14 protein-coding genes and 1 riboswitch are annotated in these 17,109 nt (G+C 39.7%); of the genes, 4 read left to right on the top strand and 10 right to left on the bottom strand.

Going from position 1 to position 17,109, the window contains the following annotated elements; genetic code table 11:
• Window positions 1–13: 13 nt before the first annotated feature.
• Complete coding sequence (locus J7E57_RS01635) at window positions 14–364, bottom strand: hypothetical protein (RefSeq protein ID WP_215129961.1); 351 nt, start codon at window positions 362–364, stop codon at window positions 14–16.
• A gap of 879 nt (window positions 365–1,243) precedes the next feature.
• On the opposite strand from J7E57_RS01635, the gene thrA reads away from it, so the two are divergent.
• From thrA to thrC, 4 genes are all read left to right on the top strand, one after another.
• Complete coding sequence (gene thrA / locus J7E57_RS01630; RefSeq protein ID WP_215129959.1) at window positions 1,244–3,697, top strand: bifunctional aspartate kinase/homoserine dehydrogenase I; 2,454 nt, start codon at window positions 1,244–1,246, stop codon at window positions 3,695–3,697.
• A gap of 4 nt (window positions 3,698–3,701) precedes the next feature.
• Window positions 3,702–4,160: a DinB family protein gene (locus J7E57_RS01625; RefSeq protein ID WP_215129957.1), complete on the top strand. Its 459-nt coding sequence runs from the start codon at window positions 3,702–3,704 to the stop codon at window positions 4,158–4,160.
• A gap of 15 nt (window positions 4,161–4,175) precedes the next feature.
• Window positions 4,176–5,108 (top strand): homoserine kinase, encoded by a 933-nt coding sequence (locus tag J7E57_RS01620; RefSeq protein ID WP_116249048.1) that lies wholly within the window; start codon window positions 4,176–4,178, stop codon window positions 5,106–5,108.
• An 88-nt stretch (window positions 5,109–5,196) separates the two neighbouring features.
• Window positions 5,197–6,504 carry a threonine synthase gene (gene thrC / locus J7E57_RS01615; RefSeq protein WP_215129955.1) on the top strand — a complete coding sequence of 436 codons (1,308 nt, stop codon included), beginning with the start codon at window positions 5,197–5,199 and terminating at the stop codon, window positions 6,502–6,504.
• Window positions 6,505–6,713: 209 nt separating this feature from the next.
• Here the strand turns inward: thrC and J7E57_RS01610 are convergent, their stop codons facing one another.
• From J7E57_RS01610 to murQ, 9 genes are all read right to left on the bottom strand, one after another.
• Window positions 6,714–7,073: a hypothetical protein gene (locus tag J7E57_RS01610; protein ID WP_215129953.1), complete on the bottom strand. Its 360-nt coding sequence runs from the start codon at window positions 7,071–7,073 to the stop codon at window positions 6,714–6,716.
• 134 nt (window positions 7,074–7,207) lie between these two features.
• Window positions 7,208–7,621: a tail fiber domain-containing protein gene (locus J7E57_RS01605; RefSeq protein WP_215129951.1), complete on the bottom strand. Its 414-nt coding sequence runs from the start codon at window positions 7,619–7,621 to the stop codon at window positions 7,208–7,210.
• A 77-nt stretch (window positions 7,622–7,698) separates the two neighbouring features.
• Window positions 7,699–8,001, bottom strand: coding sequence for a hypothetical protein (locus J7E57_RS01600; protein WP_215129949.1), 303 nt, complete (start codon window positions 7,999–8,001; stop codon window positions 7,699–7,701).
• A gap of 45 nt (window positions 8,002–8,046) precedes the next feature.
• A complete protein-coding gene (locus J7E57_RS01595) occupies window positions 8,047–9,438 on the bottom strand; it encodes a pyridoxal phosphate-dependent decarboxylase family protein (RefSeq protein ID WP_215129947.1) in 1,392 nt (463 codons plus the stop codon).
• A gap of 126 nt (window positions 9,439–9,564) precedes the next feature.
• Entirely contained in the window at window positions 9,565–10,518 is a 954-nt protein-coding gene (gene metF / locus J7E57_RS01590) for a methylenetetrahydrofolate reductase [NAD(P)H] (RefSeq protein ID WP_215129945.1), read from the bottom strand.
• A gap of 145 nt (window positions 10,519–10,663) precedes the next feature.
• Window positions 10,664–14,362 carry a methionine synthase gene (gene metH, locus J7E57_RS01585; RefSeq protein ID WP_215129943.1) on the bottom strand — a complete coding sequence of 1,233 codons (3,699 nt, stop codon included), beginning with the start codon at window positions 14,360–14,362 and terminating at the stop codon, window positions 10,664–10,666.
• A gap of 171 nt (window positions 14,363–14,533) precedes the next feature.
• A riboswitch (SAM riboswitch) is annotated at window positions 14,534–14,638 on the bottom strand.
• A gap of 113 nt (window positions 14,639–14,751) precedes the next feature.
• Window positions 14,752–15,495: a Bax inhibitor-1/YccA family protein gene (locus J7E57_RS01580; RefSeq protein WP_215129941.1), complete on the bottom strand. Its 744-nt coding sequence runs from the start codon at window positions 15,493–15,495 to the stop codon at window positions 14,752–14,754.
• A gap of 38 nt (window positions 15,496–15,533) precedes the next feature.
• Window positions 15,534–16,100, bottom strand: a complete 567-nt coding sequence (locus J7E57_RS01575) for a hypothetical protein (RefSeq protein ID WP_215129939.1) — start codon at window positions 16,098–16,100, stop codon at window positions 15,534–15,536.
• 122 nt (window positions 16,101–16,222) lie between these two features.
• A complete protein-coding gene (gene murQ, locus J7E57_RS01570) occupies window positions 16,223–17,026 on the bottom strand; it encodes an N-acetylmuramic acid 6-phosphate etherase (RefSeq protein ID WP_131028100.1) in 804 nt (267 codons plus the stop codon).
• Window positions 17,027–17,109: the final 83 nt, after the last annotated feature.

Below are 17,109 nucleotides of genomic sequence, written 5' to 3'. Positions count from 1 at the left end.
GCATATACTTTTCCTAAATTTTTGTGAGATAAGGTTTTAGGCGTTTTAATTCTGCTTTGGCATATCGTTTCTTAAGTGTTATAATAATAACTCCTGCAGCTCCTCTTAAGCCATACAATGCCGTTGTCCCAGCATCTTTTAAAACCTGGACATTTTCTATGTAATCAGGATTAAGGATGCCACTTTTTGCCTGTAGGCTATCTAAAGTGTATGTTTTCTTCTTATAGTGTATTAACCAGAGCGGTGAAGTTGGCACAATTGGGCCTCGACATACCCATCGAACATTGCTCGTATGCTGTGAAAAGGCTTGATTACAAAAAATGGTTAAAAATGTGATGAGTAAGAGCATTCTTAAATTCGACATGGCTTTTTATGATAAGATTCAGGAGTACCTGAGAATCCATAAGGCTGTTCAGAAAAATAATACTGTTATTTAAATTTATAATACTCGTTTACCACCCGCCCAATGCCATTAAGTTAAGACCGCTGTTGTCAGTCTGAGCTTGTCGAAGACCTTTTAAGTAATCGAAAACAAAAAAACATTTGTCCTTCGACAGGCTCAGGATGACAATGTTTTTGTTTTCTCCTTAACTTAATAACATTGCGAGCACCCCTCAAGAGGGGAATAAATAGATGCTAGAACGTCAACCCGCATTAATAGTACCACAACCCAAATTTAACTAAACCTGATAAAAGCGGCAGCTCCCGATCTTACCAACAACAAAACTGCACTACCATCGGGACTAAAGCGGTTAGCAGGGCTGCACCATCTAAAGAGGTACTACAGCATATTTTCTAATGATTAAAATTTACTGACCAACCACCCCGCCCTACAGGTACCCCTCCTTGGGAAAAGGAAGGGAATTGGAACCGTCGCAGTAAAAACAATATTGGTTTTGGGTTCAGAAAATGCAGCTATTTCATCTACTTAAACGTTTTAATAGAAATTTCGAAATAAAAATCAAAAAAAATTTGCATTTTAAAAAAATAATCTCCTACTTTACGGTGTACAAAGTACACAAAGACAAAATGAATTTTAACACTTCGATTATTACAACGATTATTATTACCACCGGTATAAACCAGCGGGGCTAATTTGTTGTAAATTGAAAAAACATAAAACACAGAAAGCGTCCCGATGAAAGTCGGGACGCTTTTTTTTTAAACCCATGCTGAATGAAATCTGTACGCGCAACCATGAATTATCCGCACAGCATCAAACAGTTAAAACCAATATAGACTAATGAAAGTACTCAAATTCGGCGGCACATCCGTAGGTTCGGCCGAGAACATTAAAACCCTCTTACGCCTGGTTGGCGAAGAAAAACAGAAGAACAGCCCGGTAGTTGTATTATCGGCAATGAGTGGTGTAACCAATTTGCTTACCGATATGGCCGAAATGGCCGAGCGTGGAGAAGATTACGATGCTCATTTAAAAGAAATCGAAGCAAAACACTTTGCTGTAATCCGCTCGCTTTTACCTGCGGCTGCACAAAACCCTGTGTTTACACGTTTAAAGATTTTTTTTAACGAATTGGAAGACCTGTTACAGGCTGTGGCCAATCTACGCGAACTGAGCTTGCAGACCAAAGATCAGATTTTAAGTTACGGCGAACGCTGCTCTACTTTTATGATCAGCCACATTGCTTCTCAAAATTTTGGCGATGCGCTTTATGTTAACGGTTCTGACCTGATAAAAACCGACAGCAACTTCGGTCAGGCGAAAGTAGATACCGAATTGACTGAAATGCTGATCAACAATTTTTACCAGGAAAATAAAGACAAAGTACTTTTTGTTACTGGGTTTATAGCAAGCAATGCAGCAGGCAGGGTAACAACTTTAGGCCGTGGTGGCTCTGATTATACCGCAGCGGTATGGGGTGCGGCCTTAAATGCCGAAGAAATAGAGATATGGACGGATGTAAACGGCATGATGACAGCTGATCCACGCATTGTGAAAAAGGCTTTCTCGTTACCGGAATTAAGCTACACCGAAGCCATGGAACTGAGTTATTTTGGGGCGAAAGTGATCTATCCGCCAACAATGATTCCTGCTTTTATGAAGAAAATCCCGATTGTGATTAAAAACACTTTCGAACCTGATTTCGCAGGAACTTATATCAAAAGCGATGTTAAAGCATCGAGTTTACCCATAAAAGGAATTTCCTCTATCGATCATATCAGCATTATTAACCTAACGGGTAGTGGTATGGTAGGTAAGGCAGGCTTTAGCGGAAGATTATTCTCACTACTTTCGCGCGAACAGATCAATGTAGTATTGATTACACAGTCTTCATCAGAACATAGCATTACTTTCGCTGTTAAACCAACGGATGCTTCACAGGCCATTTCTCTAATCAAAAAAGAGTTCGAACTGGAGTTAGACGCTAAAAAACTAGAACTTCCGGAAGTTGAAAATAACCTTTCAGTTTTGGCCATTGTTGGCGAAAACATGAAACGTACACCAGGTATGAGCGGACGTTTGTTCAGCGCTTTAGGCCGCAACGGTATCAATGTAAGGGCTATTGCTCAGGGATCTTCAGAATATAACATTTCGGTAATCATCAGCAAAGACGATTTATCGAAAGCAGTAAATGCAGTGCACGACGCTTTCTTTACCGACCTGAAAAGAACATTAAACGTTTTCTGCCTGGGCACTGGAAACATTGGCAAAACCTTGTTTAACCAACTGAAAGAACAGATGCCTTTCTTAGCGGCGAATAACGATCTACAGGTTAAGATAACGGGCATCAGCAATACACGAAAAATGATTTTCAGCCCTGATGGCCTTTCGTTAGAAAATTGGGAAACTGAATTGAATACAAATGGTGAACAGGCAGATTTAGCGGGTTTTGTTGACAAAATGAAAGCCCTAAACTTACCAAACTGCGTTTTTGTAGACAACACCGCTGCGGAATCACCAATAGAATTTTATCAGGGCATCTTCGAAAGCAGCATTTCGGTAGTAACCTGCAATAAAAAAGGAAACTCGGCAGATTACGCCCAGTATAAATCATTTAAAGATACCGCCCGCAAATTTGGTGTAGATTTTTATTACGAAACCAATGTTGGTGCAGGCCTGCCAATTATACGCACCTTACGCGAGCTGATGATGAGTGGTGATAAGGTAGCGCGGATTGAAGCGATTTTATCAGGAACCATTTCTTACATCTTCAATAATTTTAAAGGTGATGCCGGTTTTTACGAAACTGTGAAGGAAGCGCAAGGACTGGGTTATACTGAACCAGATCCTCGCGACGACTTAAATGGAAAAGATTTTATGCGTAAAATGCTGATCCTTGCCCGTGATGCTGGTTATCCGTTAGAAGCCAGTGATGTAAAAATCGACAACATTTTACCAGAAGCCTGCTTAAATGCTACATCGGTTGAAGATTTCTATTCAGAATTACAGGCAAATGCAGCATACTTCGAAAATTTAAAGAATACCGCAGCCAACGATGGAAAAGTTTTGCGTTACATCGGTAAGCTTGAAAATGGAAATGTAGAAATCAGCCTGCAAATGGTTGACGACAGTCATCCTTTTTATATGCTATCGGGAAGTGACAATATTATCTCTTTTACAACCGATCGTTACAAAACCCGCCCGTTGGTAGTGAAAGGCCCTGGTGCAGGTGCAGAAGTTACCGCTGCCGGAGTTTTTGCGGATATCATTAACGTAGGTACTTTAAATAAGTAGCAAGATGAATTCGGTTTTAGACAAAAAGAACGAGATCCTTCAGCTGGTTAATCAGGCGATGATCGATTTCGAAAATATTCCGGATGAGGCCTGGAATAATAAACCGCAGCTTTTAAAATGGTCTAAAAAGGAACTGTTGGGGCATTTGGTAGATAGTGCAGTTAATAACATCCGTCGTTTGGTTGTTGGACAATACGAACAAGGGGTTAAAATTATTTATCATCAGGATGAATGGGTAAGCTACCAAAACTACCAGGAGGCAGCTATTGCGGAAGTTATAATGCTTTGGAAGTTATTAAACTATCAGATTAGCCGGGTAATTGAAAATATTCCAGAGGAAAAGCTTCAAAATACCTGCGACACAGGAAAAGGGAAAATAGAAATGCACACCCTTTCTTTTTTTATCGATGATTACTTAGTGCATTTGAAATATCATTTAAACCAAATAACGCTTAACAAATAGCTAAGCCAATTAATAATGAAAAATAGTATAAAAGTTTTCGCTCCGGCAACCGTTGCAAACGTAGTTTGTGGTTTCGATGTACTGGGTTTCGCTGTAAACGAACCTGGCGATGAAGTTGAAATGCGATTTACCGATACACCTGGTGTGGTGATCAAAAGAATTACTGGCGATGATGGCCGTTTGCCTTTAGATGCAGCGAAAAATACCGTAAGTGCCAGTGTTCAACATTATTTAAAGCATATAAACCGTTTGGATGTTGGTGTAGAAATTGAACTGCACAAGAAAATGCCTATTGGTAGCGGATTGGGCTCAAGCTCAGCCAGTACAGTAGCTGGTTTGTTTGCCATTAACAAATTAATGGGCGATTTATTAACCACTAAAGAGCTGGTTCCTTTTGCCATGAAAGGCGAAGAACTTGCCTGTGGTTATGGCCATGCCGATAACGTTGCCCCTGCATTATTGGGCGGCTTTGTGCTGGTGAGAAGTTACGAACCGCTTGATGTAATTTCTTTACCTACGCCAGCCGGCATGTATGCGGCAATTGTTTATCCAGAAGTAGATGTGCCGACCAAAGATGCACGCCAAATGATCCGCAGTAAAGTAGCATTAAAAGATGCGGTTACCCAGTGGGGAAATGTTGCAGGTTTAGTGAGTGGATTGTTCATGAATGATTTTGATTTAATCGGAAGAAGCATGAAAGATGTTCTGGTAGAACCAACACGTTCAATCTTAATCCCAGGTTTTGAAGAAATGAGAAAACTGGCAATGGAAAATGGGGCAATCGGTTTCGGAATTTCAGGTTCGGGTCCATCTGTTTTTGCATTAACTCAAGATGAAGAAACAGCCAGAAAAATAACCAAATCGCAACAGCAACATTTACATAAAATAAATATTAACAGTAAAGCTTTTGTATCTCCGGTTAACGCCGAAGGACCAAAAGTGATGTAGATAAAGCCTAAGGCAGAAGGTTAGGGCGTAGGGCTGTACTAGGCGCCATAACCCTAAACCTTATACCCCATAATCCCTATAACTCAAAATGAAACTATATTCAACCAACAATAAAGATTTACGTGTTTCTTTCAATGAAGCCGTTTTTAACAGCATGCCACAGGATAAAGGCTTATATATGCCTGTTGAAATCCCACAGCTTGACCCCGAATTCATCCAGAATATAGAAAAATATTCTCTGCCTGAAATTGCTTACAAGGTAGCTTCAACTTTATTAAAAGATGAGATCCCTTCAGATGATTTAAAAGCTTTAATTGATGATGCTATTAATTTTGAAGCACCGGCTGTTAAATTAGATGACAAAACCTTTGTGCTCGAATTGTTCCACGGTCCATCTTTGGCCTTTAAAGATTTTGGCGCCCGTTTTATGAGTCGTGTGATGTCTTATTTCTTAAAAGACGGCGAACAACTTTTAGATGTTCTGGTTGCTACTTCTGGCGATACCGGTGGCGCAGTGGCTTTGGGTTTCTTGGGTGTGCCGAACACCAGAGTAACGATTCTTTACCCTGAGGGGAAAGTGAGCCCGATACAGGAACTGCAGTTAACCACCAACGGCGAAAACATCAGAGCTGTTGAAGTTAAAGGTACTTTTGATGACTGCCAGGCTTTGGTTAAACAAGCTTTTGCAGATGATGAGTTGAATGCGAAATTTAGATTGACTTCTGCCAATTCGATTAATATTTCGCGATTAATTCCGCAAACATTTTATTATTTCAATACTTACGCCCAACTGAAAAAGCAAGGTTTTAAAGACGTTGTGTTTTCAGTACCAAGTGGAAATTTCGGAAATATTGGCGCAGGTTTATTGGCCTATAAATTAGGATTACCCGTTAAGCAGTTTATCGCTGCTACTAATGTTAACGATACCGTTCCGCGCTTTTTAGAGAGTGGCGTATATGAAACGAAACCATCTACACAAACCTACTCGAACGCGATGGATGTAGGGGCACCAAGCAATTGGGTACGCATTATGGATCTTTTTAATCAGGATGTAGAAGCCATCAAAAAGGTGGTTACCTCCTATCGTTTTACTGATGATGAAACATTGGAAGGGATCAAAGAAATTGACAGCAAGTTAAACTATGTAGCTTGTCCGCATACCGCGATTGCCTATTTAGCAGTTGAAAAATACAGGAACGAAAATCCTGCAGACAAAAGTGCCGCAGTTTTCTTATCTACGGCACACGCTTGTAAGTTTCCTGATATTTTCCCTGCAGATATTGCAGCTAAAATCGAAATCCCTGAACAGGTAAAAGCTTTGGAAAGTAAACCAAAACATGCAGATCAGTTAGATGTGGATTTTGAAGGATTTAAAGAGTATTTGCTTAAAGGATAATAAGTATACATTGTTATTTCGAAGGCTGATCATTGTCAACTCGATTGGGAACCTAATGCAATTAACAGGCATTAAGATTCCCGCCTGCGCGAGAATGACGTGTCTATAAGATTAATACCTGAAGTTAGTCGGGATTTGTAATCCTTAATCAAAAAGTCAAACAACACAAAGGTCCGGACTATAATCCGGACCAACTTGAAAATATTTATTTAATTAACAGAAGCGAATGCTGTAGAAGTAATGCTAACATTATTAAATGTTGCGCTCCCAGTGCTGGTGGTAATCGCTTGTCCATTAAATCTAAAAGTGCGTGAACCTGGGGCTGCAGTATAAATAATAATAGTATAGGTGCCGGCCGTCAACGGACCATACGAACCTCCACTTGGGCCAAAGTAAGCACTAACAGGAGTAGGTCCGTATAAGTAAATAGAGCCGTTATCACCAGTTCCATTACTTAAATTTAAACCAATGCTAAAAAATTTACTGGCACTACTTTCAGCCTTAGTATTTTGCAAAGGTAACGCAGCCAGCACTGTACAAAACAGGAATAATTGAATAAGCTTTTTCATAATAATTGTTTTTAATTGTAGATTTATATTTGGTTAACTATATAAAAATAAAAATTTAAGCGTTAGGTAGGATCGTTTTATTTATAAAAACAAAAAGGTCGGAACATTACTCCGACCTGAATCAACTAAAAAAACTACTTTGTATTTCTGGATTTTAAACTGTTTACCTCTGCCCTTAATTGTTCTATTTGCTCTTGTTGCTCTTTTATGCTGGCGACCAAAAGCGGGACTAATCTTTCATAATCTACCTTGGTAATAGTAGCATTTTTAAAAGCATTTTTGCCTGATGCATAACTTTTTGCCTGTACAGAAACAATTTCAGGAAAAGCTATTTTAGCGTCAGCTCCTACAAAACCATACTGTGGTTTAGCAGATAACTTCAGTTTTTCGGCCCAGGCTTTATCATAACTAAAACTTACAGGTTGCAATTTAGTAACCTGATTTAGGGCATTTTCTACTGGTTTAACATTGTTCTGCACAACTTCTTGTGCACTGATTTTTAAAGCGGCAGCGACTAACAGCACTGCAAATGAAATTGCTCGTTTCATATATATTATTTATAATTTTTAAAATAGGGAATTGGTTCCGTTTTAGCCAAACGGAGTTTAAACATAAAAGGATATGCTTATACGGAAGGTGGCGGCGTTAAAACCTCTGGAAAGTAAGCCAATTGAAGAGAATAATCAGGAATAAGCACCTTTTTTGAAGTTTGAAGTGGGAAATATAACGCTCCGTGAAACGCGATTTGCTGCACCGCATATTCGGTTTCTACTTTCTTTTCTTCCTTCTCTGTTGCGTCGTCATTTGTGGATAAAACTTCAATATTATTGGTAGAATAGTTTAAATACGAAACCGCATGACTTACTTTTAAGAAAAAAGCTATCGCAATGCAGGCAATAAGTACATATTTAAGGCCATCTAATTTCATCGGTACAAAGATAAACGCTACAGCATTAAAACAATAATTTTAAGGTTAAAGTTCTGTAAGAATTTCAAGCATAGCTGTCGTAGCCAACTCAACATCAGCGGCTGAGGTCCGCCAGTTTACAAAAGCAGCACGTATTCCTTTCTTCCCGTTATAAAATGTAGGGGTCATAAAAACTTTTCCGCCCGCGTTTAACTTATTCAGGAATGTTGCAACTAAACTTTCATCTGTCAACGAAAAACAAACGGTATTTAGACGTACGGGTGCCAACAACTCGAAGTTTGGATTTTCATTAATAAAACCGGCAAACTGTAAGGCCACTTCGACATTACTTTCTACAATTTCCTGATAACCTTGTTTTCCATAACCTGTTAAGGTAAACCATGCAGGTAAGGCCTTTAAACGGCGGGAATTTTCTGGCAAAAAATTTAAGTAACTGAAATTTTCCATCGGATTGCCCAAATAAGCTGCATTAGAATTCTGAAAGGTTTCTACCTGTAACAATTGGTGTTTTTCTTTCACGAAAAATACTGCGTTTTCATATGGTACATTTAGCCATTTGTGGCAATCTACCGTAATACTGTCGGCATGTTCCCATCCTTTAACCAAATGATTATATTTTGGCGAACAAGCGGCAAAGCCACCAAAGGCTGCATCTATATGCCACCAGAAATTATATTTTTCTTTTAAGGTATTAATGGCTTCAAAATCATCAAAATCAACCGTATTTACTGTTCCGGCACTGGAAATCAATATGAAAGGTTCGCCATTTAAGGCTTGGATTTTCAGTTCGAGATCGGCAATATCCAATGCTTCGCGGTTGCCCTGCATTACGTTTACCTGAATAAAATTGCCACTTCCCAAGCCCAGCATGGATAAGGATTTTATGGCTGATGAGTGTGGTGTAGCCGACAGCACTTTTACAGCACCCGATATCCCTTCTCTGGCAAAATCTTTCCCAAATTGTTTGCCAATCCATTGCCTTGCAACAGCTAGGCAAGTAAAATTAGATAAGGTTGCCCCGGTTACAAAACCACCGAAAAAATCTTTGGGCAGGTTAAACAACGAAAGTAATAACTGGATGGTTTCGAGTTCGATGATGGCTGAAACGTCGCCGTTACCTTTTGCGCTTTGTGTGTTTTGATCGTAGATAGTCGACAGCCAATCGCCAGCAATGGCAGCAGGAGTTGTTCCACCGGTTACAAAGCCCCAATATCTTGGCCCAGATGAGGCCACCATAATAGGCTCGAAACGTTGATTAAATTGCTTTAAGGCTTCAAGTGTACCAAAACCTCGCTCGCTTAAATCCCGGACAATCTCTACTTCAGCAGAACTGGCCGTAGGCCGCTCATGAATTTGGTTTAAATAATCTATTCCCTGTTGTTTAACCTCTGTTAGTATGGCATCAAGGTTTTGTTGGTCGGTATTTAAATTATTCATGATGATAATGTTTATGGAATAAAGAAAAATACGTCATTGCGAGGTACGAAGCAATCTTAAAGCGCTGGGTTAATTAGCGATCGTTGTAGGATTGCTTCGTACCTCACAATGACGATGCTTTTTAGGCTAAAATATAGCCTTCGCAATCTTTTTGGTCTGTTCTGGGCGGCCCATGGTGTAAAAGTGTAATACTGGAGCACCGAAATCAATCAGTTCTTTACATTGTTTAATCATGGCTTCAGTACCTATTTCTTTTGCCTCATTATTATTTTTAGCGTGCGATAACGCATCCGTTAACTCATCAGGCAAATCGATGTGAAATATTTTAGGCAGCACATTTAACTGCGATAAGGTACTTATAGGTTTCAAACCTGGTATAATTGGAATGTTAATATCGTTTTCCCTGCATTTTTTCACAAAATCGAAATACTTCTGGTTATCGAAGAACATCTGCGTAACAATAAACTCCGCTCCCGTTTCAACCTTCTTTTTCAGGTATTTGAAATCGGTACTCATGTTAGGTGCTTCGAAGTGTTTTTCAGGATAGCCCGCCACGCCGATACAGAAATCACTTTTAAAGGTTTCTACGTCTTCGTGGAGAAATTTACCTTCGTTATGGTTCTTGATGTGCTCGATTAAATCCGTAGCATAACAGTGTCCGCCAGGAGTTGGCACGAAATTCCCATCTGCCTTACGTGCATCGCCACGCAAAGCCAAAACGTTATCGATACCTAAAAACTGTAGATCGATCAATGCATTTTCGGTTTCTTCCTTGGTAAAACCACCACAAATTAAATGTGGAACGGCATCAACCTTATATTTATGAATAATAGCTGCACAAATGGCAATGGTACCCGGACGTTTACGGTAAGATACCTTTTGCAGCAAACCATTGGCCTGCTCTTTATAAATGTAATCTTCGCGAAGAGAGGTTACATCAATAAAAGGAGGATTAAATTCCAACAAGGGCTCTATCGCGTCATAAATCCATTGTATACTTTGCCCTTTAATAGGCGGCAATAATTCAAAAGAGAACAAGGTTTTACCCTTTGCGTTTTTTATATGGTCTGTAATCTTCATAACCTATTTTTGGGTGTCATGCTGAGTGCCAACGAAGCATCTCTAACATTGTAGCAGTTCTTATTTCTGATGACTGCAAACATCAAAATTATATGTTCTTCGGTTTGAGATCCTTCGATTCACTCAGGATGACAAATCGAAAATATTAATAAGCTAAATTTGGACTTAACCACCGCTCCACTTCTTCAACCGGCATATTCTTTCTGATGGCGTAATCTTCAATCTGATCTTTGGTAATTTTTCCTAATCCAAAATACCTCGAATCGGGATGTGCGAAATAAAACCCACTTACTGCTGCTGTTGGATACATGGCATAACTTTCGGTTAAGTGAAGTCCAATTTTATTCTCCGCATCAAGCAATTGGAATAAAGTTCCTTTTTCGGTGTGTTCCGGACAGGCAGGATAACCTGGCGCGGGACGGATACCTGCGTATTCTTCTTTAATCAATTCCTGGTTGCTCAGATTTTCATCCTGTGCATAACCCCAATATTCCTTACGTACCCGTTCGTGCAAGCGCTCGGCAAAGGCTTCAGCTAAGCGATCAGCCAATGCTTTAGCCATGATACTATTGTAATCGTCGTAATTAGATTCGAACTCATTTACCAGTTCATCAATCCCAATACCTGCGGTTACGGCAAAACCACCGAAATAATCCTGAATACCACTTTCTTTTGGTGCGATAAAATCAGATAAAGCATAATAGGGCTGCCCATCTACTTTTTCGGCTTGCTGGCGAAGGGTGTGTATTTTAACTAGTTTGGAGCTTGGAGTTTGGGGTTTGGAGTCTCCCAACTCCGAACTCTCAACTCTCAACTCGATGTCGTCTCCTACCGTGTTTGCTGGCCAGAAACCGATTACAGCTCTTGCTGTTAATAGTTTTTCGTCGAGGATACGTTTTAATAAAGTCTGTGCATCATCAAAAAGTTTCTTCGCTTCGTCGCCTACATTTTTATCGTCGAAAATTTTCGGATAACTGCCGCGGAGTTCCCAGGTATGGAAAAACGGCGTCCAATCGATATAGGGAACCAGTTCGTCTAATGGGTAATTATCGAAAACCCTTGTACCTGTAAATTCCGGAACGGGTAGGTTAGGCTGAAAATCAATCTTAAATTTATTTGCACGTGCCTCTTCTAAGGTTTTAAAACGTTTATCCGATCGCTTATTTAAATGCGCTTCGCGGGCTTTGTCATATTCTGCCCTGATACCTGCCACATAATCGTCTTTTGTTTCAGGATTCATCAAGGTGCTGCAAACGGTAACGCTTCTCGAAGCATCTAACACGTGGATTGCTGGTCCTGAATAATTTGGCGCTACTTTTACCGCAGCGTGGATTCTAGAGGTCGTAGCTCCGCCAATAATTAATGGAATGGTAAAACCTTCACGCTCCATTTCTTTTGCAAAGTGAACCATTTCATCCAATGAAGGGGTAATTAATCCGCTTAAACCGATAATATCAGCATTTATTTCTTTGGCTTTTCTAATGATTTCCTGTGCAGGAACCATCACGCCCATATCTACAATTTCGAAGTTATTACAAGCCAATACTACACCCACAATATTTTTACCAATATCGTGTACATCGCCTTTAACAGTAGCCATTAAGACCCTTCCTGCTGATGAACTTTGGTTTTGATCCGGGTTATCAAGCTTTTCCTGCTCAATAAATGGCAATAAATACGCCACGGCTTTTTTCATTACCCTAGCCGATTTTACTACCTGAGGCAGGAACATTTTTCCGGCACCGAATAAATCACCAACAATGTTCATTCCATCCATCAGCGGACCTTCAATTACCTGAATCGGGCGGGCATATTTTTGTCTGGCTTCTTCCACATCATCATCCAGGTATTCTACAATTCCCTTTACTAAAGAATGAGATAATCGCTCTTCAACAGAACCTTTTCTCCACTCTTCATCTTTAACTACCTCTTTACCTTTCGATTTTACGGTATCGGCATATTCTACCAAACGCTCTGTAGCGTCGTCTCTTCGGTTTAAGAGTACATCCTCTACCCTTTCTAACAATTCGGGTGGAATTTCCTGATAAACTTCTAGCATCCCTGCATTTACGATCCCCATATCTAACCCAGCCTGAATGGCGTGATAAAGAAATGCGGAGTGCATTGCTTCGCGAACGGTATTATTTCCCCTGAAAGAGAAAGAGATATTAGAAACCCCTCCGCTCACTTTAGCATGAGGTAGGTTTTCTTTGATCCAACGGGTAGCATTTATAAAATCAACTGCATAATTGTTGTGCTCTTCCAGTCCGGTTGCAACGGTTAAAATGTTCGGATCGAAAATAATATCCTCTGGCGGGAAACCAATTTCGTGCACCAGAATATCGTAACTTCTTTTACAGATTTCTTTTCTGCGCTCGTAATTATCGGCCTGTCCCTGCTCATCAAAAGCCATTACTACTACCGCAGCACCGTATTGCATAATTTTGCGTGCACTTTCGCGGAATTTCTCCTCTCCTTCTTTTAGTGAAATAGAGTTTACAATTCCTTTTCCCTGCAAACATTTTAAGCCATTTTCAATAACCGACCATTTGGACGAATCGACCATGATGGGCAATTTGGCAATATCAGGTTCAGAGGCAATGAGATTTAAGAATTTGGTCATTGCTGCTTCCGAATCCAACATCCCCTCATCCATATTCACATCAATTACCTGCGCACCACCTTCAACCTGTTGCAAAGCAACGGCCAATGCAGCTTCATAATCGCCACCTAAAATCAGTTTAGAGAATTTGGGAGATCCGGTAATATTTGTTCTTTCACCAATATTTACAAAAATGCTTTCTGGGGTGATGGTTACAGGCTCCAATCCGCTTAAACGCATATAAGGCTCAAGAACCGGTATTTTCCGAGGTTCAGCTTTTCTTGCATTTTTAGCAATACAGCCAATATGCTCTGGCGTGGTACCACAACAGCCGCCTACAATATTCACAAAACCAGAGGCAATAAAATCGTCAACTAAATGTGCCGTTTCATGCGGCTGTTCATCGTAAGCACCAAACTCGTTTGGCAAACCAGCATTTGGATAGGCCGAAACATAACAGCCTGCTTTTGCTGCAAGTTCCTCAATATGCGGACGCATTTCTTTAGCACCCAAAGCACAGTTAAAACCGATACTTAATGGTTTTGCATGCATTACAGAGTTTAAGAAAGCTTCGGCAGTTTGACCTGAAAGTGTTCTTCCAGAGGCATCGGTAATGGTACCAGAAATCATGATCTCCAGCTTACGGCCAATTACCTCTTCGTATTTTTTAATGGCTACAATAGCCACTTTAGCATTTAAAGTATCAAAAATGGTTTCGATTAATAATACATCAGAACCGCCATCTACCAAACCACGCACCTGTTCGTAATATGCCGCTTCGAGCTCATCAAAATAAACTGCCCTAAAACCAGGATCGTTTACATTCGGCGACATGGAAAGGGTACGGTTGGTTGGGCCAATAGCACCAGCAACAAAACATTTACGGTCTGGATTTGCAGCCATGAACTCGTTTACGGCTTCTTTTGCCACCCGCGCGCCCTCAAAACTCATTTCGTAAGAAAGGTCTTCCATCTGGTAATCGGCCATGGAAATGCGTTGTGTACTGAACGTATTGGTTTCGATAATATCGGCACCAGCCGCCAGATACTCCAGGTGTATCGTTTTTATAATATCCGGACGTGTGATGTTAAGCAAATCGTTATTGCCTTTTACATCACAGGGATGGTTTTTAAATCGCTCCCCTCTAAAATCTTCTTCGGTTAAGGTATATCGCTGAATCATGGTACCCATTGCACCATCAATCACCAAAATACGTTTCTCTAATTCTTCTCTTATGCTCATTTGTTGTTTTAGTAGCAAGTGGCTAGTATCAAGTATCAAGACTAAATGATAGATCGAATTAACCTCAGGTAAGGAGCAAAAGCATAGACAAATTTGTCTCGATACTTGATACTCGAATACACGATACTTATATGGCTTATTTAAAAAGTTGGTACGTGAATCGTAATCCTAAACTTATCTGTTTCCGCTATTTGCAGAATAGAATTTAGCACCTTGTATGGTTACAGGTTGCTAAGACTTCGTTGGGTCTAATCCCTCCGTCTTTCTTAATAAGCATACAAAAATGCAACAAAGCAACATCAATTCCAAAATTTATCGCTTTGCTACCAAATAAAATTACAAAGGCCATGCAATTCTGCACGGCCTTAAGAATATTGTTCTGTTAATGACTATTTTCTGCTTCCGAAAATACGAAGTAAGAAAAGGAAGATATTGATGAAATCTAAATATAAATTCAAAGCAGCCATTATTGCCAGTTTTTTAGTGTCTGCTTCTGGAATTGCTTCTCCACTCTCCTGAATTCCCATCCCAATTCTTTTGATTTTCTGCACATCATAAGCCGTTAACGCAGTAAATACTGCAATACCTACAAAAGCCATAATCAGGCTAAATTGTTCGCTTTTAATAAACATGTTAAGAATGCTCGCAATAAATAATCCCGCAACACCTACCATTAAGATAGGGCCGAACTTGCTGAGATCAATATTAGTGGTATAGCCCATAAATGCCATAATACCGAAAATACCCGCAGCCGCAGCGAAACAGGTAATTATTGACGCCCCGGTATAAATTAAGAGAATAAAGCTTAAACTTACTCCTAATAAAATAGAGAAAAGCACAAAAACGCCTAATAGTGCACCATAAGATAATTTGTTAAAACCCGCGCCCATTAACAAAACTAATCCAAGTGGTGCAAACATGGCTACGTAACCTAAAGCAGTTCTTCTACCGGTTTCAAAATCGATTAACGATCTTAATGCACTTTCACTGTTAGAAATATAAAAGGCAGAAAGCGTAGATAATAACAATGCCACGAACATCCACAAGAAAACGTTTGCAAAGAATTTTTTAGAAACAGATCTTTCCTGTACAAAAACACTGTCTTTTTGATATTGATAATTTTGTTGTTCCATTTTAAATTTTGTGTATTTAACTATATAAAAATAAATATTTAGTTTAATCTTTTTGTCAGCAATTCTTCAACTTTTTTAAAGAACTGTAACGGTTTTAATGTGCGCCATGGCAAGTCATCAAAAGCACCACCAAAGTTAATGTAATAATCGATGTTATTATCCCTGAACTCGGTAATTACATGTTCCTGAAAATTAACTCCAACAATCCAGCCATCTTCTACTTCCTGAAACCACTCTTCGTAATAACTGTCATCAGAGGCATGAAAATTCAGTATATTTTCACCGATCAGGATAAATTTATTAATGCCTTCATCCATCATCAGTTCTAAAATATCGCGCTTCATTAACATGATGTCATTGTTAATCGCATCGTTCCACTCGCCGATAAATTCGATAATGGCATAACTGTGGTCATAATCTGCATACAAAACCTTCATATAAAGGGTATTCGATCCAAACTCGTCCCACTGTGGGTGCAATAAAAAGTTATATATCTGCTTATCGAAGTAAAGTTCCGAATATTCGGTATTGTAAAATGGCGATCGCTCATCTTCTGCCGAAATATAATCATCTCTCCACTGATAATAAGGCTCAATTTCGTGCATGCTTTTTTTTAATTATTGAAGGATCGAATTTTGAATGAGAGAATGATTAATGCTACTCTTACATTCTATCATTCAAAATTCTTTCATTCACTCCATCCATCCTTCTCTCATTCTAACATTTCTCAGTGTCCTGCTTCAACTGCTTTACGTACACTTCCGTAACGGGTTAATAACTCAGCTGCTTCATCGTAACCTATATTTAGCTCATCGGCCACCATTTGTGTACCGCGGTCTACGAGTTTATGATTGGTTAACTGCATATCGACCATTTTATTGCCAACTACACGCCCCAACTGAACCATGACGGTAGTGCTTAACATATTTAACACCATTTTTTGCGCCGTACCAGATTTCATGCGGGTAGAGCCGGTTACAAACTCAGGGCCAACCACCACTTCAACCGGAAAATCCGATTCTGCAGCAATAGGTCCGCCAGTATTACAAACGATGCAACCTGTTAAAATACCATGCTTACGTGCCGTGTTTAATCCGCCGATTACATATGGCGTGGTACCTGACGCCGCCAGGCCAACCAAACAATCTTTCTCGTTAATTTCAAATTCCTGAAGGTCTTTCCAGGCTTGTTCGGCGTCATCTTCAGCAAATTCTACCGCTCTTCTAATGGCTGTATCTCCACCGGCAATAATTCCAACAACCCAATCAAAAGGAACACCATATGTAGGTGGGCATTCTGATGCGTCTACTACACCTAAACGACCACTTGTACCCGCACCTATATAAAAGAGACGGCCACCTTTTTTCATTCGCTCGGCCACTGCCGATGTTAATTTTTCGATCTGAGGCAAAGATTTTTCAACTGCAAATGCGACAGTTTTATCTTCGTTATTAATGCCCTGCAAAACTTCTAACACCGACATCTGATCGATGTGGTTATAGTTAGACTCTTGCTCGGTAACTCTATTCATAAATTTAATTTTGATAAAATTCGGTAAATTCTTTCTAAAAACTACCCTAAAAACTCAAAAATATCTGTCATAAATTTCAACCC

Source organism: Pedobacter sp. ISL-64 (assembly GCF_018613605.1).
Lineage (GTDB): Bacteria > Bacteroidota > Bacteroidia > Sphingobacteriales > Sphingobacteriaceae > Pedobacter.
This window is presented reverse-complemented; position numbering and strand designations above follow the sequence as displayed.

Bases quoted from the DNA above. Each gene is read 5' to 3' on its own strand.
- thrC (WP_215129955.1), top strand. From the start codon at position 5,197: ATGAAACTATATTCAACCAACAATAAAGATTTACGTGTTTCTTTCAAT.
- metF (WP_215129945.1), bottom strand. From the start codon at position 10,518: ATGAAGATTACAGACCATATAAAAAACGCAAAGGGTAAAACCTTGTTC.
- J7E57_RS01635 (WP_215129961.1), bottom strand. From the start codon at position 364: ATGTCGAATTTAAGAATGCTCTTACTCATCACATTTTTAACCATTTTT.
- J7E57_RS01610 (WP_215129953.1), bottom strand. From the start codon at position 7,073: ATGAAAAAGCTTATTCAATTATTCCTGTTTTGTACAGTGCTGGCTGCG.
- J7E57_RS01620 (WP_116249048.1), top strand. From the start codon at position 4,176: ATGAAAAATAGTATAAAAGTTTTCGCTCCGGCAACCGTTGCAAACGTA.
- murQ (WP_131028100.1), bottom strand. From the start codon at position 17,026: ATGAATAGAGTTACCGAGCAAGAGTCTAACTATAACCACATCGATCAG.
- J7E57_RS01575 (WP_215129939.1), bottom strand. From the start codon at position 16,100: ATGCACGAAATTGAGCCTTATTATCAGTGGAGAGATGATTATATTTCG.
- metH (WP_215129943.1), bottom strand. From the start codon at position 14,362: ATGAGCATAAGAGAAGAATTAGAGAAACGTATTTTGGTGATTGATGGT.
- J7E57_RS01595 (WP_215129947.1), bottom strand. From the start codon at position 9,438: ATGAATAATTTAAATACCGACCAACAAAACCTTGATGCCATACTAACA.
- thrA (WP_215129959.1), top strand. From the start codon at position 1,244: ATGAAAGTACTCAAATTCGGCGGCACATCCGTAGGTTCGGCCGAGAAC.
- J7E57_RS01625 (WP_215129957.1), top strand. From the start codon at position 3,702: ATGAATTCGGTTTTAGACAAAAAGAACGAGATCCTTCAGCTGGTTAAT.
- J7E57_RS01605 (WP_215129951.1), bottom strand. From the start codon at position 7,621: ATGAAACGAGCAATTTCATTTGCAGTGCTGTTAGTCGCTGCCGCTTTA.
- J7E57_RS01600 (WP_215129949.1), bottom strand. From the start codon at position 8,001: ATGAAATTAGATGGCCTTAAATATGTACTTATTGCCTGCATTGCGATA.
- J7E57_RS01580 (WP_215129941.1), bottom strand. From the start codon at position 15,495: ATGGAACAACAAAATTATCAATATCAAAAAGACAGTGTTTTTGTACAG.